Below are 23,023 nucleotides of genomic sequence, written 5' to 3' on the forward strand. Positions count from 1 at the left end.
TCCCTCCCCGGGGTGATCTTCGGGAAACCACCCCATGGAATGATCGCCCAGGCAGGCCAGGAGACCCATGGGCGGGCTCCCCGGACGAACCACCGGAGTGGCCCCCCGACGAACGCCCGGGGAGGATCTCCCCGGAGAGAGGGCAGGTGCGGCATGTCCGCGACGCCGTCCGACGCGGCGAACGACGATCCCCTGGACGACACGGCGGCCACCGGCCCCGTGCCGTGCCGCGTCGTCGTGTGCCGGGACTGCTGCTGCGGCAGCCCCAAGGTGACCGGGGTCGATCACGCGGCCCAGACCGAGCGCCTGCGCGCCGCGGCGCCGGTGCGGGTCTCCGACTGCCTGGACGTGTGCGACCAGGCCAACGTCATCGTCGTCCAGCCGTCCTCCGCCGGCCGGGCCGCCGGCGGACGGCCGGTCTGGCTCGGGCTGGTCAACGACCCGGCGGCGACCGAGGACGTCGTCTCGTGGGTCCGCCAGGGCGGCCCCGGCGTCGCCCCGCTGCCCGACATCCTCGACCTGTACGTCTTCAGCCCCCTCACCCGGCGGCGCCCGGACGGCTCATGACCTCGCCGCTCCCCGGCCGCGCACCAGCAGACGCAGGAAGTACGGCGTACCGATGATCGCCGTCATCAGGCCGGCGCCCAGCTGCGCGGGGGCGATGACCGTACGGCCGAGCAGGTCGGCCGCGCAGACGAGCGCGGCGCCGAGCAGGACGGCGACCGGCACCACCCGCGCGTGCCGCCGGCCCACGAGGGCACGTGCCGCGTGCGGCGCCACGAGCCCCACGAAGCCGATGGTGCCGGCCGAGGCCACGGCGGTCGCCGCGAGCAGCACCCCCACCACCAGGAAACCGAGCCGCGCCCGGGGCAGCCCGAGGCCGAGCAGCCGCGGGGTGTCCTCGTCCAGCGAGACCAGGTCCAGCTCCGTGCGCCGGGCGACCGCGACGGCCAGCCCCAGCGCCAGCACGAGCGCGACGGGCAGCACGTCGGCCGTGGTCCGCCCGTAGGTCGAACCGGACAGCCAGGTCAGCGCCTTGGTGGCGTTGAACGGGTCGGTGAGCACGATGAGCAGGCTGATCAGCGCCGTGGAGCCGGCCGCCATGCCGATGCCGACGAGGACCAGCCGGTGCTGCCGGTAGCCGCCCCGGGCGGCGAGCCCGAAGACGACGGCCGAGGCCAGCGCGGCGCCGCCGAACGCGGCCCCCGCGATGCCCCAGGAGCCCACGGCGGGCACGGTGGTCACCAGCAGCACGGCCCCCAGCGCGGCCCCGCCGGAGACGCCCAGCACGCCGGGTTCGGCGAGCGGGTTGCGGGTCACGGCCTGTACGAGCGTGCCGGCCAGGGCGAGCGCCGCGCCCGCGCACAGCGCCGCGAGCACCCGCGGCACGCGGGTGTCCAGGACGAAGGAGACGGTCTGACCTGCCCTGCCCTGCGCCCAGTTGGCGACATCGCCGAGCAGGAGCTTGCTGTCGCCCAGCAGGACACCGGCCAGCGTGACGCCGACGACCACGGCGACCAGGACGGCCACCGTGACCAGGAACGCCGTCCGGCTGGGGACGCGCAGCCGGTCCGGCGCGTCGGCACCGGCCGTGTCCCGCAGCCGCAGGGCCGTCACCACCAGGAACACGGCACCGACCAGGCTGGTGACGATGCCGGTGGGGACGGCCACCGCCGTGTCCGCCGGGATCAGGGCCCGCAGCAGCACGTCCGAGCCGAGCACGACAGCGGCGCCGGCCAGTCCGGCCGCGGGCAGGGCCGCCCGGGCGCGGACGAAGCCCCGGAACCGGCGGGCGAGCGGACGGACCAGGGCGGGTGCGCACAGCCCGACGAAGCCGATGGGCCCGGCGAGCGTGACGGCCGCCGCGGACAGCAGCGCGGCGAGCACGACGACCGTGACGCGGGTGGCGCGGACCGGGACGCCCAGCCCGCGCGCCGCGTCGTCCCCGAGGGCGAGCGCGTCGACCCGGCGGGCGACCAGCAGCAGGCCGGCGAGTCCCGCCAGGGCGACGGGCAGCAGTTGCAGGACGCCGTCGAAGCCGTTCTGGCCGATGCTGCCCTGGTTCCACTGGTAGAGGCCCTCCGTCTGCTGCGGGAACAGCAGGAGCAGCCCTTCCGTCACGGAGTTCAGGCCCAGCGCGAGCGCCGTGCCGGCGAGGACCAGCCGTACGGTGCCCGTGCCCAGGCCGGACAGGGCGAGCACCACGGCCGCCGCCAGCAGCCCGCCCGCGAAGGCGACGCCGGAGGAGGCGAGCAGCGGCAGCGAGACGCCGGTCGCGCCGACCAGCCCGAGCGCCAGGTACGAACCGGCGTTCACGGCGAGGGTGTCGGGCGAGGCGAGCACATTGCGGCTGACGGCCTGGAGCACGGCTCCCGCGATGCCGAGGACGACGCCGACCAGGAGACCGGCGGTCATCCGCGGCAGCCGGGAGGCGATCACCACGGAGGCGTCGGACGGATCGGCCCGCCCGGTCAGGGCCTTGAACACGTGCGCCGGTCCGACGGCGGCGGTGCCCTGGGTGATGTCGACGACGGCGAGGACGGCGACCAGCAGGGCGAGTCCGGCCGTCACCGCGGCCGCGCCCGCCCGGGACGCGGCCGCCGTTGGACGGGTGGCGGGGGGCGCTTCGGTGACGGCCATGACGGGCGTTACTTCGTCAGCGCGTCGACGAGGGCGTCGATGTACGCCTCCATCGACCCGGGACCGCCGAACATCCAGATGCCGTCGGGCAGCCGGTGCACCTCGCCCGCCTTCACGAACGGCAGGGAGGTCCACACGGCGTTCTTCGCGAGCGCGCCGGTGAACGGCGTGCTGGCCTTGTCGCCGTCGTTGCCTATGTAGGCGAACCGGGTGTCGTCCGGCAGGCCGGTGAGGCCCTCGACGTCGGTGGTGCCGAGGCCGTAGACCGGGTCGCCCTTGACCTTCCAGGCGTTCTTCAGGCCGAGTTCCTCGTTGACGGCGCCGAGCAGGGAGCCGCTGGTGTACGGGCGCACGGAGACCTGGTTGGAGGTGACGTAGCCGTCGGCGAAGGCGATGGAGGCGCCGTCGAGCTTCGCGTCGGCGAGGGCCTTCTTCCCCGCGGCGACCTTGGCCTCGAAGTTCTTCCGGGCCGTCCTCGCCTTGTCGGTGGTGCCGGTGGCCTTGGCGATCAGGTCGAGGTTCTTGAACATCTGCCCGATCTGGTCGGAGGCGTCGGCCGACTTGATCTCCAGCACCGGGGCGATCTTCCGCAGCTGCTTCACGGCCGCGTCGGGCAGGTCGGAGCTGGCCACGATCAGGTCGGGGGAGAGCGAGGCGATGGTGTCCATGCTCGGCTCGCCGCGCGTGCCGATGTCCTTCGGCTCGTTCTTCAGCGGGACGGCGGTGTCCCAGGTCTTGTAGCCCTTGACGTCGGCGACGCCCACGGGGTCGACGCCGAGGGTGATGAGACTCTCGACCTCGTTCCACTCGGTGGCGACGACCTTCTTCGCGGGACCGTCGAGTTCGACCTTCGCGCCGGTGGAGTCGGTGAGGCTGATGGCCTCGGAGGTCTTCCCCTTCGCGCTGTCGGCGGCGGGCTCGGTGGTGCCGCAGGCGGCGAGGGTGAGCGCCGCGGCGGTGGTGGCGGCCGCGGTGAGCAGGAGACGTCTCATGAGGTGGTGCCGAGCCTTTCGCTTCGGGTGGTGCGGGTGTGGTGGCGGCCGATCGGGCGGGTCCGCAGCCGGCCGGTGAGGGGGTCGGTGTCGACGTCGATCCGGATGCCGTAGACGGCGGTGAGCCGTTCCGGCGTCAGGACGTCCTCGGGTGGGCCGTCGGCGACGATGCGGCCCGCTTCGAGCAGGGCGATCCGGTCGGCGAGGGCCGCCGCCTGGTCGAGGTCGTGCAGGACGACCCCGACGGCGATCCCGTGGTCGTCCGCCAGGTCGCGGACGAGGTCGAGGAGTTCGACCTGGTACCGCAGGTCGAGATAGGTCGTCGGCTCGTCCAGCAGCAGCACGCCGGTCTCCTGCGCGAGGCAACTGGCGAGCCACACGCGCTGCAGCTGCCCGCCGGACAGGTGGTCGGCGCCGCGCTCGGCGAGCTCCGTGACCCCGGTCAGCGCGAGCGCCCGTTCCACCGCGTTCGACGCGTCCGGGTCCGGGCGGCCGAAGCGGCCCCGGTAGGGATAGCGGCCGAACTCGACGAGGTCCCGCACGGTCAGCCCGCTGGGCGTGGGCCGCCCCTGCGTCAGCAGGGCCACGTACCGCGCGAACTCCCGGGCGGACAGGGCGAGGCCGTCGGTGCCGCCGTCGATGCGGAGCTCGGCCCGCCGGGCCCGCTGCAGCCGGGCGATGGTCCGCAGCAGCGTCGACTTCCCGCTGCCGTTGGGGCCGACCAGGGCGGTCACCTCGCCGGGGCGCAGCGTGATCGCCGCGTCGTGCACGACGTCCGTGCCGTCGTACGACACGGTGACGTGCGTGGCCGAAAGTCGATGCCCGCGCAGACGCGCTCCGCCGGCGGGTTCTTCACCAGATCTCACGGGTGAAGGTTAGCCTAACCTAATTTCCAGGCGGGGGGCGGTCACCGAGGGCGGTGCGCCTCACCGCTGACGGCAGGCCCACGGCGGCGGACGGCGCCTCGGTGTCGCCCTCGATTAATATGCTCATTTCGTGCCGGAGGCGGAATGAGACGGGCGGCCTGGGAAAGTGTTGAGAGAGGTTCTCGCGACCCGCTACCTCACGCCCCTACGTGAGGGCGGCTCGCTGCCGGCGCTCGTCGAGGCCGATGACCTGGGCATGTACGTCGTGAAGTTCACCGGCTCCGCGCAGGGCCGCAAGGCGCTCGTCGCCGAGGTGATCGTGGGCGAACTGGCCCGTGCCCTCGGACTGCGGTTCCCCGAGCTGGTCCTCGTGCACTTCGACCCGGCGGTCGCCGCGGGCGAGCCCCACCAGGAGGTGCGGGACCTCCACAGCGCGAGCGCCGGCGTGAACCTCGGCATGGATTACCTGCCGGGCGCCCGGGACTTCACCCCGGAGGTCGCGAAGACCTTCCCGGTCGACCCGCTGGAGGCGGGCCGGATCGTCTGGCTGGACGCCCTGACCGCCAACGTCGACCGCACGGTCCACAGCTCCAACCTGATGATCTGGCCCACCCTGGGCGTCGCGCCCCCGCGCCTGTGGCTGATCGACCACGGGGCGGCCCTGGTCTTCCACCACCGCTGGGACGGCACCGACCCCGCCAAGGCCTACGACGTCCGGCACCACGCCCTCGGCCACTACGCCCCGGACGTGCGGGCCGCCGACGCGGAGCTGGCGCCCAAGGTGACCGAGGAGCTGCTGCGGGAGATCGTGGCGGAGGTGCCGGACGCCTGGCTGACCGGCTTCGCCTCTCCCGGCGAGGCCCGCCAGGCGTATGTGGCGTACCTGCACGCGCGCGTGGGCGCCTCGGCGCAGTGGCTGCCCACCGACTTCCCCAGCCGGGAGGAGGTCGCCGCCGAGCAGGCCCTGCGGACGGCGAGGAACCAGCAAGGACGCCCCGCGTGGCTGAGGCAGGTCCCCGATCTGCACGGCAGGCCCGCGGTCGAACAGGACGGGTCGGTGCACATCCGATGAGTGGCCGTGTCGAGATCGAGTACTGCACGCAGTGCCGCTGGCTGCCCCGCGCGGCCTGGCTGGCGCAGGAACTGCTGACGACCTTCGAGACCGAACTGACGGAGCTGGCCCTGAAGCCCGGCAAGGGCGGCGTGTTCGTCGTCCGCGTCGACGGCGAGGTCGTCTGGGACCGCCGCGAGCAGGGCTTCCCCGAGCCGACGGCCGTGAAGCGGGCCGTACGCGACCGAGTGGCCCCGGGGAAGACCCTGGGCCACTCGGAGCGCTAGCGGTCCCGCCGTCAGCCCTTGAGCTGCTCGTACGCCGGCAGCGTCAGGAAGTCCGCGTAGTCCTCGTCGAGGGAGACCTTCAGCAGCAGGTCGTGGGCCTGCTGCCAGTTGCCCGCCGCGAAGGCCTCGTCGCCGATCTCGGCGCGGATGTTCGCGAGTTCCTCGGCGGCGACCTTGCGGGCCAGGTCGGCGGTGACCTGCTCGCCGTTGTCGAGGACCACACCGGCGTTGATCCACTGCCAGATCTGCGAGCGGGAGATCTCGGCGGTGGCCGCGTCCTCCATGAGGTTGAAGATGGCGACGGCGCCGAGGCCGCGCAGCCAGGCCTCGATGTAACGGATGCCGACCTGCACGGCGTTGACCAGGCCCGCGTACGTCGGCTTGGCGTCCAGCGAGTCGACGGCGATCAGGTCGGCCGCCTTGACGTCGACGTCCTCGCGCAGCCGGTCCTTCTGGTTCGGCTTGTCGCCGAGGACCTTGTCGAAGGACTCCATGGCGATCGGCACGAGGTCGGGGTGGGCGACCCAGGAGCCGTCGAAACCGTCGTTCGCCTCGCGGTCCTTGTCGGCGCGGACCTTCTCGAAGGCGACCTTGTTGACCTCGGCGTCCCGGCGGGACGGGATGAACGCCGCCATGCCGCCGATCGCGTGGGCGCCGCGCTTGTGGCAGGTGCGGACGAGGAGTTCGGTGTAGGCGCGCATGAACGGGGCCGTCATCGTCACCGCGTTGCGGTCCGGCAGGACGAACTTGGCGCCGCCGTCACGGAAGTTCTTGACGATGGAGAACAGGTAGTCCCAGCGGCCCGCGTTCAGCCCGGAGGCGTGGTCGCGCAGCTCGTAGAGGATCTCCTCCATCTCGTACGCGGCCGTGATCGTCTCGATCAGCACGGTCGCGCGGACGGTGCCCTGCGGGATGCCGACGTAGTCCTGCGCGAAGACGAAGACCTCGTTCCAGAGGCGGGCTTCGAGGTGCGACTCCGTCTTGGGCAGGTAGAAGTACGGGCCCTTGCCCAGGCCCAGCAGGCGCTTGGCGTTGTGGAAGAAGTACAGGCCGAAGTCGACGAGCGCGCCGGGCACCGGGGCGCCGTCCGCGTCGACGAGGTGACGCTCGTTCAGGTGCCAGCCGCGGGGGCGCATGACGACCGTGGCGAGTTCCTCGTTCGCCTTCAGGGCGTACGACTTGCCCGACTTCGGGTCCGTGAAGTCGATGTTCCGGGTGTAGGCGTCGATCAGGTTGAGCTGGCCGAGGACCACGTTCTCCCAGGTGGGCGCCGAGGCGTCCTCGAAGTCCGCGAGCCACACCTTCGCGCCGGAGTTGAGCGCGTTGATGGTCATCTTGCGGTCGGTGGGGCCGGTGATCTCGACCCGCCGGTCGTTCAGGGCGTCCGGGGCCGGGGCGACCCGCCAGGAGTCGTCGGCGCGGATCGCGGCGGTCTCCGGGAGGAAGTCGAGGGTGGAGGTGCGGGCGATCTCGGCGCGGCGCTCGGCGCGGCGGGCGAGGAGCTCGTCACGCCGGGGCGTGAACCGCCGGTGCAGCTCGGCCACGAAGGCGAGCGCCGCTTCGGTGAGGACCTCTTCCTGCCGGGGCAGGGGCTCGGCGTCGACGATGGCCAGCGGGGACGGCGCTGGAGCGGACATGAACGGTCACTTCCTTCAGCGAGCTGTGAAGACGAGTCGGCGGTGGCACCCGGTGCCAGTCTTCCCGGATACGGCGTTCGGCGCCCGGGGAGCCGGCGGGCGCTTCTGAACAGTGGATAGTAGTTTCCTCATGGTGGAAGTTCAATCGTGTGTTGATGTCGAGATTCTCTGAGTCGAGGCAAGGTGGCGCTCCGTGCCACCTCGCTCACTCCAGGTGCGCCAGATCGGCCTCCGTGTCGATGTCGAAGGGCCGGGCCACGTCCCCGCACTCGACGAGCGAGATCGCCGGCTCGTGCTCCTTCAGATACGCGCGTGCCCCCTGGTCCCCGAGGGCAGTCGTGGCGATCCCCGCCCAGTGGGCGGCGCCGAACAGGACCGGATGGCCGCGCACTCCCTCGTACGCCGCCGAGGCGAGCGACTCCTCGCCCTCGTAGGCCGCAAGGACCCGGGCCACCGCCTCCGGTCCGATGCCGGGCTGGTCGACGAGCGCGACCAGGGCCGCCCGGGCGCCCGTACCGGCGAGCGAGTCCAGCCCGGCCCGCAGGGACGTCCCCATGCCCTCCTCCCAGCCGGGGTTGTCGACGAGGACGCACCCCGCCAGGGCGGCCCGTGCGCGTACCTCCTCGGCCCGCGCGCCCAGAACCACGTGCACACGGGCGCAGCCGCCCTCGCGCAGCACCCGCACCGCGTGCTCCACGAGCGGTCTGCCGCGGTGGGGGAGCAGTGCCTTGGGGCGCCCGCCCAGCCGCCGCCCGCCACCCGCGGCCAGCAGCAGCCCCGCAACCGCACCCGCCCCGTCCGTCGTCTCCCTTGTCGTCATGGAACCTGCATACCGCAGCAGGGCCGCCGCGCCCCGGGTCTCTCGCGCCCCCGGGCCGGAAAGTCACGCAGCGAAACAAGTCGATGACGCAATGGACTGGCGCCTGACGGCCCGCGTCGTTTACTGTCGCCCGCACCGACCGGCCGGGCGTCGGGCCGAGGCCCGGTGTGGGGGACTTCGTGTCGGAAGGGCACGCGCACGGCGAGGTGCGAGGGGGAGGACTGTGTTGCGGAGCGTGGAGCAGAAGCGGCAGCGGCCCGTGGCCGGCGACGAGGCGGATCCGCGCGTGACGGAGCTGCGCTCCGCCGTGTCCCGGCTGCGCCGACGGCTCGCCGCCCATCCCGGCGAGTTCGCCGACCGGAGCATCGCCGAGGAGGAACTCGCCGCCCTGGACGCCATGGCCGCCGACGGCATCCCCGAGATCCCGCGGCTGCACAGCTCCCTGCTGCTGATCGCCGGCGCGATCGGCTCGGTGAGCGCGCTGTCCCCCGGGCTGGCGGAGGTCCGCCGGGCGGTGGACCTCTTCGGAGGGCCGGTGCGCGGCCAGGGCTAGTCAGGGCGCCTGGCCTGCGCTACGGAAAGGTGCCCCGGTAGCCCGCGTGCGCGCCCCGGGGCTCGAAGTCGCCGCAGAGCCAGGTCTCCTGGACCACTTCGGTGTGCGCCGGCCAGAGGGCGAAGATGCCCCGGGGGCCGTGTTTGCCGTCGACCTGCCGGTAGCGGGCCTTGACGTCCCGGAAGCAGGCCAGACCGGCCATCAGGCCGTGGCCGACCGGGCTGTAGTCGGACCAGGCGCACGCGATGCAGGCCTTGAGCCGGGTGCCCGGGGGCAGTTCGCGCTGGATCGCGTACAGGCCGTTCTCGAAGTCCCCGCAGTCGTCCGCGCCGCCGTACTCCCGCCCGTCCAGACGCAGCGTGAGGACCAGGCTCTCCCGGTCCGCGCCGGACGCGGTGCCCGCGGCCGGGTCCGGCAGGCGCAGGGCGCAGTGCAGCACCCCTTCCCGGACGCCCTGCCCGGCGCCCTCGACGGGCAGGGGCAGCCGCCATTCCAGCAGGCAGGAGCAGAGGGCGCCGTGGAGGAAGCGGAACATCGCCTCGGGCGGCTCACCGGCCAGCGCGCCCAGGTCGTCCATGCTGTCGCCCTCGAAGAGGACGCCCCGGATCGTCGTACGGATCAGCTCCCGGCCGTCGGTCTCGAAGACGACCTCCTGCGAGCCGTGCCGGTCGGTGTACCGGCCGGGCCAGCGCTGTAAGCCCGTCACGCGGGGCTCTGGCTGGCCAGGGCCTCGGACAGTTCGCCGGCGACCTGCTGGAGCACCGGCACGATCTTCTCCGTCGCCGACTCCGTGACCCGGCCGGCCGGGCCGGAGATGGAGATGGCGGCGGCGGTGGGGGAGTCGGGCACCGAGACCGCGAGGCAACGGACCCCGATCTCCTGCTCGTTGTCGTCGATCGCGTAGCCCTGGCGGCGCACGTCCTCCAGCGCCGCGAGGAACCCGTCGGGCGTCGTGATCGTCTTGTCCGTGGCGGCGGGCATGCCCGTGCGGGCGAGCAGGGCCCGCACCTCCTCCGGCGGGAAACCGGCGAGCAGGGCCTTGCCCACGCCCGTGGAGTGCGGCAGCACGCGCCGGCCGACCTCGGTGAACATCCGCATCGAGTGCTTCGACGGCACCTGCGCCACGTAGACGATCTCGTCCCCGTCCAGCAGCGCCATGTTCGCCGTCTCGCCGGTCTCCTCGACCAGCCGGGCGAGGTACGGCCGCGCCCAGGTGCCCAGCAGCCGGGAGGCCGACTCGCCGAGGCGGATCAGGCGCGGGCCGAGCGCGTATCGCCGGTTGGGCTGCTGACGTACGTACCCGCAGGCCACCAGCGTGCGCATCAGGCGGTGGATGGTCGGCAGGGGCAGTCCGCTGCTCGCGGACAGTTCGCTCAGGCCGACCTCGCCGCCCGCGTCCGCCATCCGTTCGAGCAGGTCGAAGGCGCGCTCCAGGGACTGGACGCCGCCGTTGGCGGAGGAGCGGGCGGAGTCGGTGGTGCTGGCGCTGGACGTCGGCACGGGGCGTTCCTTTCGGGTAGCATTTCGCTTCCCGGGATGTTAATTCCGCTTCGTGGAAAAGTCCAGGGATGGGGTGCTGGTGTGCCCTGTAGCAGTGTGCCCTTGACGGGGCCGGAACGGGAGTGAAGACTCCTTCAACAGAACGTTGAAGAAAGGGGTTCGGGTGTCCGACGCTGAACTGGTGCTCCGCTCGACACGTGTCATCACTCCCGAGGGGACGCGCGCCGCATCGGTCGCGGTCTCCGGCGGCACGATCACGGCCGTCCTCCCCTACGACGCCCCCGTACCGGCGGGGGCCCGTCTGGAGGACCTGGGCGACCACGTCCTGCTGCCCGGCCTGGTCGACACCCACGTGCACGTCAACGACCCGGGCCGCACCGAGTGGGAGGGCTTCTGGACCGCCACCCGCGCCGCGGCGGCCGGCGGCATCACGACCCTCGTCGACATGCCCCTCAACTCCCTCCCGCCGACCACCACCGTCGCCCACCTGCGCACCAAGCAGCAGGTCGCCGCCGACAAGGCGCACATCGACGTCGGCTTCTGGGGCGGCGCCCTGCCCGACAACATCAAGGACCTGCGCCCGCTGCACGAGGCCGGCGTCTTCGGCTTCAAGGCGTTCCTGTCGCCGTCCGGCGTGGACGAGTTCCCGCACCTGGAGCGGGACCCGCTCGCCCGGACGATGGCCGAGATCGCCGCCTTCGACGGCCTGCTCATCGTGCACGCCGAGGACCCCCACCGCCTCGCCTCCGCCCCGCAGCAGCCCGGCCCCCGGTACGCCGACTTCCTCGCCTCCCGCCCCCGGGACGCCGAGGACAGCGCCATCGCCCAGCTCATCCGCGAGGCCAAGGCCCTCGACGCCCGCGTGCACGTGCTGCACCTGTCGTCCAGCGACGCCCTGCCGATGATCGCCGAGGCGCGGGCCGAGGGCGTGCGCATCACCGTGGAGACCTGCCCCCACTACCTGACCCTCACCGCCGAGGAAGTCCCCGACGGCGCCAGCGAGTTCAAGTGCTGCCCGCCGATCCGCGAGGCCGCCAACCAGGACCTGCTCTGGCAGGCGCTGGCCGACGGCACCATCGACTGCGTCGTCACCGACCACTCCCCGTCCACCGCCGACCTCAAGACCGACGACTTCGCGACGGCCTGGGGCGGCATCTCCGGACTCCAGCTGAGCCTCGCCGCGGTATGGACGGAGGCCCGCAGGCGCGGACACGGCCTGGAGGACGTCGTCCGCTGGATGTCGGCGCGGACCTCCGAACTCGTCGGGCTCGACGACCGCAAGGGCGCCATCGCCGCCGGCCGCGACGCCGACTTCGCCGTCCTCGCCCCCGACGAGACCTTCACCGTCGACCCCGCCTCCCTCCAGCACCGCAACCGCGTCACGGCCTACGCGGGCAAGACCCTGTACGGCGTCGTGAAGTCCACCTGGCTGCGCGGACAGCGCATCGTCGCGGACGGCGAGTTCACCGAACCGAAGGGGCGGCTCCTCACCCGGACCCACTGAATCCCCCCGGCCACCCGAAAGGAAGACCTGATCATCGTGACGGCGATTCCCAGCTTCACCGGCGACGCGAACCCCTACGGAGGCGGCGACCCGTACGCGGACTACCGCACCGCCGACTTCCCCTTCACCCAGTACGCCAACCTCGCCGACCGGCGCCTCGGGGCCGGGGTCATCGCCGCCAACGACGAGTTCTTCGCCCAGCGCGAGAACCTGCTGGTGCCCGAGCGCGCCGAGTTCGACCCCGAGCACTTCGGGCACAAGGGCAAGATCATGGACGGCTGGGAGACGCGCCGCCGCCGGGGCGCCTCCGCCGAGCACCCGTGGCCGACCGCCGAGGACCACGACTGGGCGCTGGTCCGCCTCGGCGCCCCCGGCGTGATCCGCGGGATCGTCGTCGACACCGCCCACTTCCGCGGCAACTACCCGCAGGCCGTGTCCGTGGAGGGCACCTGCGTCGCGGGCTCCCCGTCGCCGGAGGAACTCCTCGGGGACGACGTGAAGTGGACGACCCTGGTGCCGCGCACCCCGGTCGGCGGCCACGCGGCGAACGGTTTCGCCGTCGCCGTCGAGCAGCGCTTCACCCACCTGCGGGTCAACCAGCATCCCGACGGCGGCATCGCCCGCCTGCGCGTCCACGGCGAGGTCGTCCCCGACCCCGAGTGGCTGGCGGTCCTGGGCACATTCGACGTCGTCGCCCTGGAGAACGGCGGCCAGGTCGAGGACGCCTCCGACCTCTTCTACTCGCCCGCCACCAACACCATCCAGCCGGGCCGCTCCCGCAAGATGGACGACGGCTGGGAGACCCGCCGCCGCCGCGACCAGGGCCACGACTGGATCCGCTACCGGCTCGCCGCCCAGGCGCAGATCCGCGCCCTGGAGATCGACACCGCCTACCTCAAGGGCAACAGCGCCGGCTGGGCGTCCGTGTCGGTCAGGGACGGTGAGGACGGCGACTGGCAGGAGATCCTGCCCCGCACCCGCCTGCAGCCCGACACCAACCACCGCTTCGTCCTGCCCGCCCCGGCCGTCGGCACGCACGCGCGCGTGGACATCTTCCCGGACGGCGGCATCTCCCGCCTGCGCCTGTTCGGCTCCCTGACCCAGGAGGGCACGAGCCGGCTTGCGGCCCGCCACCAGGAACTGGGCGGCTGACGCGGCTGCCCCGTGCGGCGCACCGGCCCTGACCGCGCGGGTGCTGGGGCGCACCGGTCTGGCCGCGCGGGTGCTGGGGTGCACCGGTCTGGCCGCGCGGGTGCTGGGGCGCACCGGCCCTGACCGCACGGGTGCTGGGGCGCACCGGTCTGGCCGCGCGGGTGCTGGGGTGCACCGGTCTGGCCGCGCGGGTGCTGGGGCGCACCGGCCCGACCGCACCGGTGCGCCCCGTGCGTCTCAAGCCGCGTGGCCGCCGTCGACCGCGAACTCCGCCCCGGTCACATAAGCGGCCCCGGCCAGGTAGGCGACCATCGACGCCACCTCGTCCGCCGTCCCGAACCGGCCCAGCGCCGTCATCGCCGCCTGCCCGGACGCGTACGGCCCGTCCGCCGGGTTCATGTCCGTGTCGATCGGCCCGGGATGGACGAGGTTCGCGGTGATCCCGCGCTCGCCCAGTTCCCTGGCCAGGGCCTTGGTCAAGCCGGTCAGCGCGGCCTTGCTCATGGCGTACAGCGTGCCGCCGGGCCCCGGCACCCGCTGGGCCAGGCAACTGCCGATCGTGATGATCCGCCCGCCCTCGCCCATCCGCGCGGCGGCCGCCTGGGACGCCAGGAAGACCCCGCGCACGTTGACCGCGAGGACCCGTTCCACGTCCGCGAGCGACAGGCTCTCCAACGGCCCGAGCACACCCACGCCCGCGTTGTTCACCAGGACGTCGAGCCCGCCGAGCGCCTCGGCCGCCGCGTCCACGACACCGGCCGCGTCGGCGGCCTCCGCCGCGTCCGCCCGCAGCGCCACCGCCCGGCGCCCCAGCGCCTCCACGGCCCGTACGACGTCGTCGGCCGCCTCCTTGCCGTGCACGTAGCCGACGGCCACGTCCGCGCCCTCCCGGGCCAGCCGCAGCGCCGTCGCCGCTCCGATGCCACGGCTCCCGCCCGTCACGAGAGCCACCTTGCCGTCCAGAGTTCCTTGAGAAGTCATGGATCCATCCCAGCGCCCGGCGGCCGGCGAAGCTGGCGGCGAACGGACATCGAGACTCCGGGCCGCCGGCGACCGGGCGGCCCGGGAGGCAGCCGCACGGCCCAGCGATGAGTTGCGGGTGCCGGCGGAGTCTGAACCGATGACAGCAGACCCGTCCGCCCCCGGAAGGAAGGCACCTGCCATGGGCAAGCTCGTCTCCACCCTCTTCGTCACCCTCGACGGCGTCTACCAGGCCCCCGGCGGGCCGCACGAGGACACCCGCGGGGGCTTCACCCACGGCGGCTGGAGCTTTCCGTACGCCGACGACGACTTCGGCCGGTTCATCAGCGAGGTCTTCACCCGCCCGGGCGCCTTCCTGCTGGGCCGCCGTACGTACGACATCTTCGCCACGTTCTGGCCCAAGGTGACCGACCCCGCCGACCCGGTCGCCTCCGGGCTCAACTCGCTGCCGAAGTACGTCGTCTCCTCGACCCTGACGGACCCCGAGTGGGCGGGCACCACCGTGCTCTCCGGCGACCTCGCCAAGGAGGTCACGGCCCTGAAGGAGCGCACCGACGGCGAGCTCCAGGTGCACGGCAGCGGCGCCCTGCTCCGGTCGCTGCTGGCGCTCGACCTGGTCGACACGCTCCACCTGCTGACCTTCCCGGTGGTGCTGGGCACCGGGTTCCGGCTGTTCCCGGAGGGCTCCGTGCCGACCGCGTTCGAACACGCCGGAGGGAGCGTCACCGGCGCGGGCGTCTCGATCCAGACGTACAACCTGGCGGGCCGACCGCAGTACGGCGAGTACACCCTGCCGGAGAACGACTAGCCGCCGCGTCCCGAGCCGGCTCGCACCCATCAGTTGCTTGACGCAACGTGCTAAATTCGCAGCATGTTGGGCCGAACGTACGACAGTCAAATCTGCTCCATCGCCCGGACTCTGGAGATCGTGGGCGAGCGCTGGACCTTGCTGATCATTCGCGACGCGCAGCTCGGCCTGCGCCGGTTCGAGGAATTCCAGGACAGTCTCGGCATCGCCCGCAATGTACTGACCAACCGCCTTTCCAAGCTGGTCGACGACGGGCTGCTGGAGCGGGTCTGTTACCAGGAGCGGCCCGCCCGCTACGAGTACCGGCTGACGAGCAAGGCCCAGGGCTTGCTCGCCGCGTTGCTCGCCCTGATGCACTGGGGCGACGAGCACGCCGAGGATCCGGCCGGCCCGCCGCGGATCGCGAACCACGCGGGATGCGGAGGCGACGTCCGGGAGCGGCTCGTGTGCACCCGGTGCGGCCAAGCGGTGGGCCCGGACGCCGTCCAGCTGCTTCCCGGCCCAGGGCTCACCGACTCGCCGGCCTGACCCCCGGAACGCTCCCCGACGCCGACGGACCCGTCGGCCGTCGGCTGGGCCGTAAGTTGCTTCACGAAACTCGCCCGGCTAGGGTGCGAGTTGCTTCATGAAACTTGCCGATACTCCGCCCCGTGAGGTGACACTCGATGGCCAGGAACAAGCTCGAAGACCATCCCACCGTCGTCCAGGCCCGACGGCGCGGCCGCACGGCCGACCGGCCCGCCGGGCCGCTCGACGCGTCCTGGTTGCGCCGGCTGTGTCTCGACGCGGGCGCGGACGACGTCGGCTTCGTCGAGATCGACCGGCCGGACATCGCCGACCAGCGAGAGGACCTGAGCGCCGCGCTGCCGGGTGTCCAAACGTTGATCAGCATCGTGACCCGGATGAACCGGGAGAACATCCGCACTCCCGCGCGCTCGGTCGCCAACCTGGAGTTCCATCACACCGGCGACCACACCAACGAGGTCGGCCGGCACGTGGTGGGCGAGCTGGAAGCGATGGGCGTGCGCGCCATCAACCCCGCGATGGGTTTTCCGATGGAGATGGACAAGTTCCCCAGGAAGGCGTGGGTCGTCTCGCACAAGCCGGTCGCCGTGGCGGCGGGGCTCGGCAAAATGGGTATTCACCGCAACGTCATCCACCCCACATTCGGCAACTTCATCCTGCTCGGCACCATCCTCATCGACGCCGAGGTCAGCGAATACACCCGGCCCATCGAGTACAACCCCTGCCTGGAATGCAAGCTGTGCGTGACGGCCTGCCCGACCGGGGCGATCGCCTCCGACGGCCACTTCAACTTCTCCGCCTGCTACACGCACAACTACCGCGAGTTCATGGGTGGCTTCGGCGACTGGGCCGAACAGGTCGCGGAAAGCCGCGACGCCCACGACTACCGTTCGCGAGTGAGCGACAGCGAGAGCGCCTCGATGTGGCAGAGCCTGTCCTTCGGTGCCAACTACAAAGCGGCCTACTGCATGTCGGTCTGCCCGGCCGGTGAAGATGTCATCGGCCCCTGGCTGGACAATCGCAAGGCACATCTGACCCAGGTCGTGCGCCCGCTGCAGGACAAGGAAGAGACCGTCTACGTCGTCCCCGGTTCCGACGCCGAGCGGCACGTGGCCGACCGGTTCCCGAACAAGCGCACCAAGCATGTGGCGATGAGCCTGCGGGCGAACAGCATCGACGGTCTGGTGGAAGGCCTGCCGCTGATCTTCCAGCGCGAACAGGCCAAGGACATGTCCGCCACCTACCACTTCACCTTCACCGGCGACGAGTCCCGCCAGATCACCGTGACCATCCGGGACCGCGAACTCGATGTCGCCGACGGACACCACGGCGAGCCGGATCTCAGGATCACCGCCGACACCCGCACCTGGCTGCGTTTCCTCGCCAAGCCGTCCCTGCTGGCGCGGGCGCTGGTGCGTCGCCAGATCAAACTCCAAGGCTCCCCCCGACTGCTGCGCGACTTCGGCCGCTGCTTCCCTTCCTGATCGGGCACTGGCGAAAGCGCATCCCCGCATCATCCCTGTGAGAAATGAAAGGCGGATCATGAGCACTCTCGGCACCGACGTCGAGCTCGACCTCGTACTGGAACGCAAGGAAACGATCGCCGAAGGTGTCGTGCTGCTGACGCTGCGCCACCCGGAAGGCCGTCCACTGCCGGAATGGCAGCCGGGAGCCCATATCGATCTGATACTGCGAGCCGACCTGGTCCGGCAGTATTCACTGTGCGGGGACCCGGGGGACCGGTCCCGCTTTCAGGTCGCGGTGCTGCGTGAACCGGAAAGCCGCGGCGGGTCGAGCCACGTGCACGACGTGCTCACGGAAGGCGAATCGGTGCGCATCCGCGGGCCGCGCAACCATTTTCCGCTCGTGAAGGCCAAGAAATACCTGTTCATCGCAGGCGGAATCGGCATCACCCCGATCCTGCCCATGGTGGCAGCCGTCCACGCGACCCGCGCCGACTGGCGCCTCGTCTACGGGGGCCGCACCCGCGCCTCGATGGCGTTCGGTGAGACGCTGCGGCGAGCCTACGGAGAGCGGGTGAGCCTGCGGCCGCAGGACGAGTACGGGCTGCTGGACCTGGCTTCCCTGCTCGGCAAGCCGCAACGGAAGACAGCCGTCTACAGCTGCGGTCCCGAACCGCTGCTCGCGGCGGTCGAGGCCGGCTGCGAGAAGTGGCCGAGCGGATCTCTGCACCTGGAGCGCTTCGCCCCGAAACCGGACCTCACCGCCGGGCCGCAGAGCAGCTTCGAGGTCGAGCTGGCCCAGTCCGGGAAGAAGCTGCGGGTGTCCGAGGACATGTCCGTGCTCGAGGCCGTCGAAGCTGCCGGTGTGCCGGTGATGACCTCCTGCGAGGAGGGAATCTGCGGGACCTGCGAGACGAAGGTGCTGTCCGGGGAGATCGACCACCGCGACTCGGTCCTTACCGATGAGGAGCGCGCCGCGGGCGACACCATGATGATCTGCGTCTCCCGAGCCAAGGGCGACCGCCTGGTCCTCGACGTCTGATCCGTTTCGGACGGGGCGTTTCACGCCCGGGGCTCCTCGGGCGTGGTGCGCAGGACATGGTGGGAGGGTTCGGTGCGCGCGCGGACCAGGTGGCGGCTGATGACGAGGCACTGGATCTGGTTGGTGCCCTCGAAGATCTGCAGTGGACGGTGTCGGTGGACAACGCGAAACCGGAGAGCCGCCCCGATGTGCTCACCTTCACCACCGACCCGCTGACCGCACCGCTGGAGATCTTGGGAGCACCCGTCGTCGAGCTGGCGCCCACCAGGAGCGGACACCGGATACGTCTGTTGACAGCCGGCGGCTCCCACCCGCGGTACGTACGCAACGAGGGCACCGGTGAACCGCCCGGCACCGGACGCGAGTTGCGGCCGTGCACGCACACCGCCCACCACGACAGGGGCGCGGTGTCCCGGCTGCTCCTGCCGACGCCGTCCGGGTGAGGAGCGGGCGCCCGGTCGGAGACGATCCGTCCCTCGCCCGTTACCGCACCACCGGCAGGACGATGCGGGAAGGGCGGTCGGGGTCGTGGAAGATCTGCTGGCGGGCCACTCGGGCCGTGGTCGCGCTCGCCTCGGGTTCGCCCGTGTTGAGGTTGCGGTCCCAGCGCGGGAAGTTGCTGGAGGTGACCTGGACCCGTATGCGGTGCCCTTGCCTGCCACGACGCCTTGTGGAGGACATGGTCGACCGGGTCTCCTCCGACGCGACACCCCCGATCGGGGTGACCACGGCGGGCTGGGACCGTCACGCCACCGCGTTCAGCAGGCCGGCCAGTACGTCGGGCCGTTCCAGGGCGATGAAGTGGCCGGCCTTCGGCACCTGCGTGAAGTCGGCGGCCGGCAGCAGCCGCCTGTTGGCCTCTCGGTCCGAGGGACGGGACCAGTCGTGCTCCCCGTAGACGAGGTGGACGGGGGCCTTGACCTCGGGGTAGCGAGGGCGGGCCGCGATGAGGCTGGGCAGGGCCTGGTACACGGCCCGGGCGACGGTCGGGTAGCCGGGGCGCTTGCCCACCTGGAGCAGCTCGTCCACGTAGTCCTCACGCAGTGCGCTCTTGTCGCCGAGGCCGCCCTGCAGGATCTTGCTGAGGGCGGGCTTGGGCTCCACCCCGGCGATCACCGGGCCCACTCCCGGTGCGAGGACACCGCTGACCACCACGCGGGCGAGGAGGCCGGAGCGGGCGATCCCGCCGGGGAAGTCGTAGGTGTTCACCGCGACGACGCGCCTGACCCGCTCGGGCAGTTCGGCCGCGGTGGTCAGGGCGAGCACCGCCCCCATGGACTCCCCGACCAACGTCACGTCGTGCAGGTCGAGTTCGGTGAGGAGACGGGTGACGCCCGCGCGCATGGCCGGCTCGTCGTACGACGCCCCCGGCACGATCTCGGAGTAGCCCATCCCCGGGAGGTCGAGGGCGTACACGGTGTACTGGTCCGAGATCAGCGGGATGAGGTGGCGGAAGTGCTCGGCCTGGGTGCGCACGGTGTGCAGCAGGACCAGCGGGGCACCGCTGCCCGCCTTGAGGTAGCGCAGCGTTCCCTCACGGCTGTGGCCTCCCGTGCGCGGAGCGATGGTGTGGCTGGTGGTCCCGGGAATGTGCAGCGTGGGACGTGATTCCTGTCTGGGCATCTCGCCGTCTCCCTGTCCTACTCGGCCAACTGGGCGTACAGCCCGGCCAGGTCGCCGGCGAGGCCCGCCTTGACCTGACGCGAGATGTCGTCGGCGAGCACCTCGTACGCGCCCGTCTCGACGCCGTCGAGGGCGAGCGCGGCGACGTCACGAGGGTCGGACTTGGGCGCGTCGACATCCGCCGCCAGGTCTGTGTCCACGTACCCCACGTGCAGTCCGGTGACGGCGATGCCGCGCGGCTGCAACTCCAGGCGCAGGGAGTTGCTCTGCGACCACAGGGCCGCCTTGGAGGCGCTGTAGGAGCCGCCGAGGGCCAGCCAGGACAGCACGGAGTGGACGTTGAGGAGGTGGCCGCCGCCGTTGCGCTCGATGATCGGCACGAAGGCGCGGGTGACCAGCAGCGGACCGTAGAAGTTGGTCTCGAACTCCCGGCGCACGTCGTCGACCGGGGAGTCGAGGAAGGAGGCGCCGACCGCGGCGCCCGCGTTGTTGATCAGTACGGTGACGTCCTGCGCCTGGGCGGCGGCCGCCGCGACGGAGGCCGGGTCGGTGACCTCCAGGGCCACCGGGACCGCGTCGGGGTGCGTCACGGTGCGCGGATCGCGGGCCGTGGCGTAGACCTTGCCGGCACCGCGCGCGTACAGCTCCTCCACCAGCGCCTTGCCGATGCCGCGGCTGCCGCCGGTGACGAAGACGCTCGCGCCCTTCAGAGCGGTCATGACTACCTCCAGAGAATGGGAAACCGATCGGTTTCCATGTCCCCGCTACGGTAAACCGATCGGTTTCAAGGCGCAAGCGTGAAGGGGAGGGGCGTCGCTCGGCTGCCGGGCTCGGCGGTTTCACGGCTCGGAGGGTTGCCCGCGGCTCGGGCTTGCCTGGGGGAAACCGATCGGTTTACGGTGGCGAAACGATCGGTTTCTCGCCGTTGCCTCAGATGGGCGGGTCCCGACCCCGAATCACCAGGAGCACGGATGACTGCCGCGCGCGACGCCGAGGGGCAACCGACGGCCCCGACTCCCAGGCTTCCGGCGAAGCTGGCCGCCCACCCGTCGGTGCAGGCCGTACTCGCCCGGCGCAGAGCCGGTGACGCGGCGCGTCCGCCGGCCGTGATCGACGCCGCCTGGCTGCGCGAGCTGTGTCTCGCGGCCGGCGCGGACGATGCCGCCGCGGTCAGCCTGGACCACCCCGACCTGGCCGGCGAGCGCGAACACGCGCAGTCCGCGCTGCCCGGCACCCGCTCCCTGATCGCGATGACGGTCCGGATGAACCGCGACAACTGCCGCTCCCCGGCGCGCAGTGTGGCCAACCAGGAGTTCCACCAGGCCGACGAACAGGCCAACCACGCCGCCCGCAGCGTCACCCAGGCCCTCCAGGACGCCGGCTACCGCGCGCTCAATCCCTCCGTCGGCTTCCCTCAGGAGATGGACCGCTTCCCCGGGGAGCGGATCTGGGTGGCGGCGCACAAGACGGTCGCGGTGGCCGCCGGGCTCGGCGTGATGGGCCTGCACCGCAACGTCATTCACCCGAAGTTCGGCAGCTTCGTCCTGCTGGTCACCGTCCTGGTGGACGCGGAGGTGAGCGAGTACGGGCAGGCGCTGGACTACAACCCCTGTATCGACTGCAAGTTGTGCGTCGCCGCCTGCCCGGTCGGCGCCATCGCCAAGGACGGCGCCTTCGACGCGCTGGCCTGCACCACGCACAACTACCGCGAGTTCATGAGCGGCTTCACCGACTGGGCGCAGACGGTGGCCGACAGCGTGGACGCCGCCGACTACCGCTCCCGGGTCACGGATTCCGAGAGCGCCTCCATGTGGCAGAGCCTGTCCTCGCCTCCCGGCTACAAGTCCGGCTACTGCGTTGCCGTCTGCCCCGCGGGCGAGGACGTCCTGGGCCCCTACCTGGACGACCGCAAGGCGTTCATGGACACCGTGCTGCGACCGCTCCAGGACAAGAAGGAAACCCTGTACGTCCTGCCGGGCTCGCACGCGCAGGAGTACGCCCGGCGCCGTTTCCCCCACAAGCCCGTCAAGGAAGTCACCGGCGGCTGGCAGCCCCCGGCGCAGCGTTCCACTTCCCTCGAGCGAGAGAAGCGCACGTCATGAGCGGCATGCACCCCTTCCGCGTCCTGCGCGGCAAGCCTCGGTGGAGCGCCGTCGCGGTCTCCGGGATCGGGGCGCTCACCCTGCTCGCGGTCTGCGGCACGCCCGGCATGCTGGTGGTCACGCTGGTCTTCATCGGGATGGCGGGGCTGGGTCATGATGGCGGCCGGACTCGTGGCGGCCGCGCTGTTCGGCTTCGGCGTACTGGGGTGGTACGACCGTAAGGGGCTGCACCGCATCCCGGACCCGCCCTGGAAACCGATCAGTTTTCAACGCGCGGGAATCGAGTTAACCTCCCCATATGACCACCGAAGTGAAACCGAGCCCCAGGGAGCGGCTGCTGGAGGCGGCGGCCACGCTCACCTACCGGGACGGCGTCGGCATCGGCGTCGAGGCGCTGTGCAAGGCGGCGGGAGTGTCGAAGCGCTCCATGTACCAGCTGTTCGAGAGCAAGGACGACCTGCTCGCGGCGAGTCTGGAGCGGCGCACGTCCGCCTATGCGGCGGCACTCCTGCCCGCGGCGGACGACGGCCGTTCACCCCGGGAACGGATCCTGCACGTCTTCGAGCAGGTGGAATCGCAGTCGCTCAAGCCCGAGTTCTACGGCTGCCCCTTCCTGGCCGCGCAGATCGAACTCAAGGACCGGAGCCACCCCGCGAGCCGGGTCGCCCGTGGGGTCAAGGCGAACCTGACCGCCTTCTTCCGTGCCGAGGCCGAGCGGGGCGGGGCGGGCGATCCCGAGCTGCTGGCCCGGCAGCTCAGCATGGTCTTCGACGGCGCCAGCGCCCGTGCGGGCATCGGAGCGGACGAACTGACGGGGCTCGTCGCGCCCACGGTGATCACCCTGCTCGACGCGGCGGGCATGCGCTGACGCATCGCCCCTCCGGAGCGCTTCCCTGTCGCCCGGCGCTCGGCGGAGCCCTGCCCTGCGTCCCTCTCTCTGCTTGCTCGCCCTGCTTGGGCTCGCAGCCGAAACCGATCGGTTCGCAGTGGGGGAAACCGATCGGTTTTCGGCGAGCGTTCTCGGCTCAGCAGCCGTAGTCGACCAGGTCGAACGACTCGTAGTGGTCGGCCGTGTAGTAGTCCTCCTGGTGCTCCTCGCCGGTGACGATGCGGCGAGCTCCGCGCGTGGACGAGCCCGGAGTGATGACGGTGTACTCGTGGTAGTAGCCGGACGCCTGGCTCGGCAGGATGCCTTCCCGGTTCTGGAAGACGGTGCCGTCCTGGTCGTACGGGAAGGGCCCGCCCTGCTCGATCAGGTCGAGCGTGTCATGTGCCTGGGAGGGCAGATCGCTGTAGCAGATGCTGCCGACCGCGGCGGCCGCCGGGGTGGCGGTGACGGTGCCGCCGACGAGGAGGGCGGAAAGGACGGCGGCCGCGGCGCCGATGCGGGTGATTCGTGGGGGGAATCTCATGCCGTCATGATGACGCGCGTAGACAGTGGCATGTCAATGTCAATCTCGGAGATTCACCCCTCAAG

General features: G+C 71.7%; 25 protein-coding genes and 1 pseudogene. 14 read left to right on the forward strand and 12 right to left on the reverse strand.

What is annotated here, in order from left to right; all coding sequences use genetic code 11:
• Positions 1-153: 153 nt before the first annotated feature.
• Positions 154-567, forward strand: a complete 414-nt coding sequence (locus ABZ386_RS37765; protein WP_351347368.1) for a (2Fe-2S) ferredoxin domain-containing protein — start codon at positions 154-156, stop codon at positions 565-567.
• On the opposite strand, the gene ABZ386_RS37770 is transcribed toward ABZ386_RS37765, so the two are convergent.
• From ABZ386_RS37770 to ABZ386_RS37780, 3 genes are read right to left on the reverse strand one after another with little or no spacing between them, the layout of a single operon-like run.
• Positions 562-2,640: an iron ABC transporter permease gene (locus ABZ386_RS37770; protein ID WP_358968116.1), complete on the reverse strand. Its 2,079-nt coding sequence runs from the start codon at positions 2,638-2,640 to the stop codon at positions 562-564. The two genes, ABZ386_RS37765 and ABZ386_RS37770, sit on opposite strands and share 6 nt — an antisense overlap.
• Positions 2,641-2,648: 8 nt before the next feature.
• Positions 2,649-3,632 carry an iron-siderophore ABC transporter substrate-binding protein gene (locus tag ABZ386_RS37775; RefSeq protein WP_355717313.1) on the reverse strand — a complete coding sequence of 328 codons (984 nt, stop codon included), beginning with the start codon at positions 3,630-3,632 and terminating at the stop codon, positions 2,649-2,651.
• Complete coding sequence (locus tag ABZ386_RS37780; protein WP_358968119.1) at positions 3,629-4,498, reverse strand: ABC transporter ATP-binding protein; 870 nt, start codon at positions 4,496-4,498, stop codon at positions 3,629-3,631. Before ABZ386_RS37780 ends, ABZ386_RS37775 begins: the two co-directional genes overlap by 4 nt.
• A 166-nt stretch (positions 4,499-4,664) precedes the next feature.
• Between ABZ386_RS37780 and ABZ386_RS37785 the strand changes: the two genes are divergently transcribed.
• Both ABZ386_RS37785 and ABZ386_RS37790 read left to right on the forward strand, forming a co-directional pair.
• Entirely contained in the window at positions 4,665-5,570 is a 906-nt protein-coding gene (locus tag ABZ386_RS37785) for a HipA family kinase (RefSeq protein ID WP_351347360.1), read from the forward strand.
• A complete protein-coding gene (locus ABZ386_RS37790; RefSeq protein ID WP_355717306.1) occupies positions 5,567-5,836 on the forward strand; it encodes a SelT/SelW/SelH family protein in 270 nt (89 codons plus the stop codon). The genes ABZ386_RS37785 and ABZ386_RS37790 overlap by 4 nt, the downstream gene beginning before the upstream one ends.
• Before the next feature lie 11 nt (positions 5,837-5,847).
• Here ABZ386_RS37790 and aceB read toward each other — a convergent pair whose 3' ends face one another.
• The gene (gene aceB, locus ABZ386_RS37795) at positions 5,848-7,473 is read right to left on the reverse strand and encodes a malate synthase A (RefSeq protein WP_351347356.1); all 1,626 of its coding nucleotides are present in this window, start codon (positions 7,471-7,473) and stop codon (positions 5,848-5,850) included.
• Positions 7,474-7,678: 205 nt separating this feature from the next.
• Entirely contained in the window at positions 7,679-8,293 is a 615-nt protein-coding gene (locus tag ABZ386_RS37800; RefSeq protein ID WP_356505181.1) for a nucleotidyltransferase family protein, read from the reverse strand.
• A 223-nt stretch (positions 8,294-8,516) separates the two neighbouring features.
• Between ABZ386_RS37800 and ABZ386_RS37805 the strand changes: the two genes are divergently transcribed.
• The gene (locus ABZ386_RS37805; protein WP_114256241.1) at positions 8,517-8,846 is read left to right on the forward strand and encodes a DUF5955 family protein; all 330 of its coding nucleotides are present in this window, start codon (positions 8,517-8,519) and stop codon (positions 8,844-8,846) included.
• A 19-nt stretch (positions 8,847-8,865) separates the two neighbouring features.
• Here the strand turns inward: ABZ386_RS37805 and ABZ386_RS37810 are convergent, their stop codons facing one another.
• Both ABZ386_RS37810 and ABZ386_RS37815 read right to left on the reverse strand, forming a co-directional pair.
• Positions 8,866-9,552 carry a DUF6304 family protein gene (locus ABZ386_RS37810; protein ID WP_358968123.1) on the reverse strand — a complete coding sequence of 229 codons (687 nt, stop codon included), beginning with the start codon at positions 9,550-9,552 and terminating at the stop codon, positions 8,866-8,868.
• On the reverse strand, positions 9,549-10,346 hold the full coding sequence (locus tag ABZ386_RS37815) for an IclR family transcriptional regulator (RefSeq protein WP_114256243.1): 798 nt from the start codon (positions 10,344-10,346) through the stop codon (positions 9,549-9,551). Before ABZ386_RS37815 ends, ABZ386_RS37810 begins: the two co-directional genes overlap by 4 nt.
• Before the next feature lie 163 nt (positions 10,347-10,509).
• On the opposite strand from ABZ386_RS37815, the gene allB reads away from it, so the two are divergent.
• Both allB and alc read left to right on the forward strand, forming a co-directional pair.
• Complete coding sequence (allB, locus tag ABZ386_RS37820) at positions 10,510-11,850, forward strand: allantoinase AllB (RefSeq protein WP_351347351.1); 1,341 nt, start codon at positions 10,510-10,512, stop codon at positions 11,848-11,850.
• Positions 11,851-11,886: 36 nt separating this feature from the next.
• A complete protein-coding gene (alc, locus tag ABZ386_RS37825; protein ID WP_358968125.1) occupies positions 11,887-13,002 on the forward strand; it encodes an allantoicase in 1,116 nt (371 codons plus the stop codon).
• A 237-nt stretch (positions 13,003-13,239) separates the two neighbouring features.
• Here alc and ABZ386_RS37830 read toward each other — a convergent pair whose 3' ends face one another.
• Complete coding sequence (locus ABZ386_RS37830) at positions 13,240-13,983, reverse strand: SDR family oxidoreductase (RefSeq protein ID WP_351347347.1); 744 nt, start codon at positions 13,981-13,983, stop codon at positions 13,240-13,242.
• 181 nt (positions 13,984-14,164) lie between these two features.
• Between ABZ386_RS37830 and ABZ386_RS37835 the strand changes: the two genes are divergently transcribed.
• From ABZ386_RS37835 to ABZ386_RS37855, 5 genes are all read left to right on the forward strand, one after another.
• Positions 14,165-14,791, forward strand: coding sequence for a dihydrofolate reductase family protein (locus tag ABZ386_RS37835; protein WP_351347345.1), 627 nt, complete (start codon positions 14,165-14,167; stop codon positions 14,789-14,791).
• A 63-nt stretch (positions 14,792-14,854) separates the two neighbouring features.
• Positions 14,855-15,319: a helix-turn-helix domain-containing protein gene (locus ABZ386_RS37840; RefSeq protein ID WP_355717289.1), complete on the forward strand. Its 465-nt coding sequence runs from the start codon at positions 14,855-14,857 to the stop codon at positions 15,317-15,319.
• Positions 15,320-15,456: 137 nt separating this feature from the next.
• Positions 15,457-16,800 carry an SCP2 sterol-binding domain-containing protein gene (locus ABZ386_RS37845; protein WP_358968128.1) on the forward strand — a complete coding sequence of 448 codons (1,344 nt, stop codon included), beginning with the start codon at positions 15,457-15,459 and terminating at the stop codon, positions 16,798-16,800.
• A gap of 58 nt (positions 16,801-16,858) precedes the next feature.
• A complete protein-coding gene (locus tag ABZ386_RS37850; protein ID WP_351347339.1) occupies positions 16,859-17,821 on the forward strand; it encodes a PDR/VanB family oxidoreductase in 963 nt (320 codons plus the stop codon).
• A 56-nt stretch (positions 17,822-17,877) separates the two neighbouring features.
• A complete protein-coding gene (locus ABZ386_RS37855; RefSeq protein WP_358968130.1) occupies positions 17,878-18,264 on the forward strand; it encodes a hypothetical protein in 387 nt (128 codons plus the stop codon).
• A 40-nt stretch (positions 18,265-18,304) separates the two neighbouring features.
• Here ABZ386_RS37855 and ABZ386_RS37860 read toward each other — a convergent pair whose 3' ends face one another.
• The 3 genes from ABZ386_RS37860 to ABZ386_RS37870 form a co-directional block, all read right to left on the reverse strand.
• Positions 18,305-18,502: a CocE/NonD family hydrolase C-terminal non-catalytic domain-containing protein gene (locus ABZ386_RS37860; protein WP_355717279.1), complete on the reverse strand. Its 198-nt coding sequence runs from the start codon at positions 18,500-18,502 to the stop codon at positions 18,305-18,307.
• A 63-nt stretch (positions 18,503-18,565) separates the two neighbouring features.
• Positions 18,566-19,444, reverse strand: coding sequence for an alpha/beta hydrolase (locus tag ABZ386_RS37865; protein WP_358968132.1), 879 nt, complete (start codon positions 19,442-19,444; stop codon positions 18,566-18,568).
• A gap of 17 nt (positions 19,445-19,461) precedes the next feature.
• A complete protein-coding gene (locus tag ABZ386_RS37870) occupies positions 19,462-20,163 on the reverse strand; it encodes an SDR family oxidoreductase (protein ID WP_351347331.1) in 702 nt (233 codons plus the stop codon).
• A gap of 252 nt (positions 20,164-20,415) precedes the next feature.
• Here ABZ386_RS37870 and ABZ386_RS37875 point away from each other — a divergent pair, with 252 nt between their 5' ends.
• The 3 genes and pseudogenes from ABZ386_RS37875 (at position 20,416) to ABZ386_RS37885 (ending at position 22,414) form a co-directional block, all read left to right on the forward strand.
• Positions 20,416-21,546: a 4Fe-4S binding protein gene (locus ABZ386_RS37875; RefSeq protein ID WP_358968135.1), complete on the forward strand. Its 1,131-nt coding sequence runs from the start codon at positions 20,416-20,418 to the stop codon at positions 21,544-21,546.
• A 47-nt stretch (positions 21,547-21,593) separates the two neighbouring features.
• A pseudogene (locus ABZ386_RS37880) lies at positions 21,594-21,786 on the forward strand (ABC transporter); the annotation flags it as partial.
• Positions 21,787-21,844: 58 nt separating this feature from the next.
• A complete protein-coding gene (locus ABZ386_RS37885; protein WP_358968138.1) occupies positions 21,845-22,414 on the forward strand; it encodes a TetR/AcrR family transcriptional regulator in 570 nt (189 codons plus the stop codon).
• Between the two features lie 157 nt (positions 22,415-22,571).
• Here the strand turns inward: ABZ386_RS37885 and ABZ386_RS37890 are convergent, their stop codons facing one another.
• Positions 22,572-22,958 carry a ribonuclease domain-containing protein gene (locus ABZ386_RS37890; RefSeq protein ID WP_351347323.1) on the reverse strand — a complete coding sequence of 129 codons (387 nt, stop codon included), beginning with the start codon at positions 22,956-22,958 and terminating at the stop codon, positions 22,572-22,574.
• Positions 22,959-23,023: the final 65 nt, after the last annotated feature.

It is taken from the genome of Streptomyces sp. NPDC006140, assembly GCF_040628815.1.
In the GTDB taxonomy this organism is placed as follows: domain Bacteria; phylum Actinomycetota; class Actinomycetes; order Streptomycetales; family Streptomycetaceae; genus Streptomyces.

Coding starts and splice junctions, on each gene's coding strand:
- ABZ386_RS37765 (WP_351347368.1), top strand. CDS start 154: ATGTCCGCGACGCCGTCCGACGCGGCGAACGACGATCCCCTGGACGAC.
- ABZ386_RS37845 (WP_358968128.1), top strand. CDS start 15,457: ATGGCCAGGAACAAGCTCGAAGACCATCCCACCGTCGTCCAGGCCCGA.
- ABZ386_RS37875 (WP_358968135.1), top strand. CDS start 20,416: ATGACTGCCGCGCGCGACGCCGAGGGGCAACCGACGGCCCCGACTCCC.
- ABZ386_RS37885 (WP_358968138.1), top strand. CDS start 21,845: ATGACCACCGAAGTGAAACCGAGCCCCAGGGAGCGGCTGCTGGAGGCG.
- ABZ386_RS37775 (WP_355717313.1), bottom strand. CDS start 3,632: ATGAGACGTCTCCTGCTCACCGCGGCCGCCACCACCGCCGCGGCGCTC.
- aceB (WP_351347356.1), bottom strand. CDS start 7,473: ATGTCCGCTCCAGCGCCGTCCCCGCTGGCCATCGTCGACGCCGAGCCC.
- ABZ386_RS37850 (WP_351347339.1), top strand. CDS start 16,859: ATGAGCACTCTCGGCACCGACGTCGAGCTCGACCTCGTACTGGAACGC.
- ABZ386_RS37860 (WP_355717279.1), bottom strand. CDS start 18,502: ATGTCCTCCACAAGGCGTCGTGGCAGGCAAGGGCACCGCATACGGGTC.
- ABZ386_RS37870 (WP_351347331.1), bottom strand. CDS start 20,163: ATGACCGCTCTGAAGGGCGCGAGCGTCTTCGTCACCGGCGGCAGCCGC.
- ABZ386_RS37800 (WP_356505181.1), bottom strand. CDS start 8,293: ATGACGACAAGGGAGACGACGGACGGGGCGGGTGCGGTTGCGGGGCTG.
- ABZ386_RS37830 (WP_351347347.1), bottom strand. CDS start 13,983: ATGACTTCTCAAGGAACTCTGGACGGCAAGGTGGCTCTCGTGACGGGC.
- ABZ386_RS37890 (WP_351347323.1), bottom strand. CDS start 22,958: ATGAGATTCCCCCCACGAATCACCCGCATCGGCGCCGCGGCCGCCGTC.
- ABZ386_RS37790 (WP_355717306.1), top strand. CDS start 5,567: ATGAGTGGCCGTGTCGAGATCGAGTACTGCACGCAGTGCCGCTGGCTG.
- ABZ386_RS37770 (WP_358968116.1), bottom strand. CDS start 2,640: ATGGCCGTCACCGAAGCGCCCCCCGCCACCCGTCCAACGGCGGCCGCG.
- ABZ386_RS37840 (WP_355717289.1), top strand. CDS start 14,855: ATGTTGGGCCGAACGTACGACAGTCAAATCTGCTCCATCGCCCGGACT.
- ABZ386_RS37865 (WP_358968132.1), bottom strand. CDS start 19,444: ATGCCCAGACAGGAATCACGTCCCACGCTGCACATTCCCGGGACCACC.
- ABZ386_RS37855 (WP_358968130.1), top strand. CDS start 17,878: ATGGTGGGAGGGTTCGGTGCGCGCGCGGACCAGGTGGCGGCTGATGAC.
- ABZ386_RS37835 (WP_351347345.1), top strand. CDS start 14,165: ATGGGCAAGCTCGTCTCCACCCTCTTCGTCACCCTCGACGGCGTCTAC.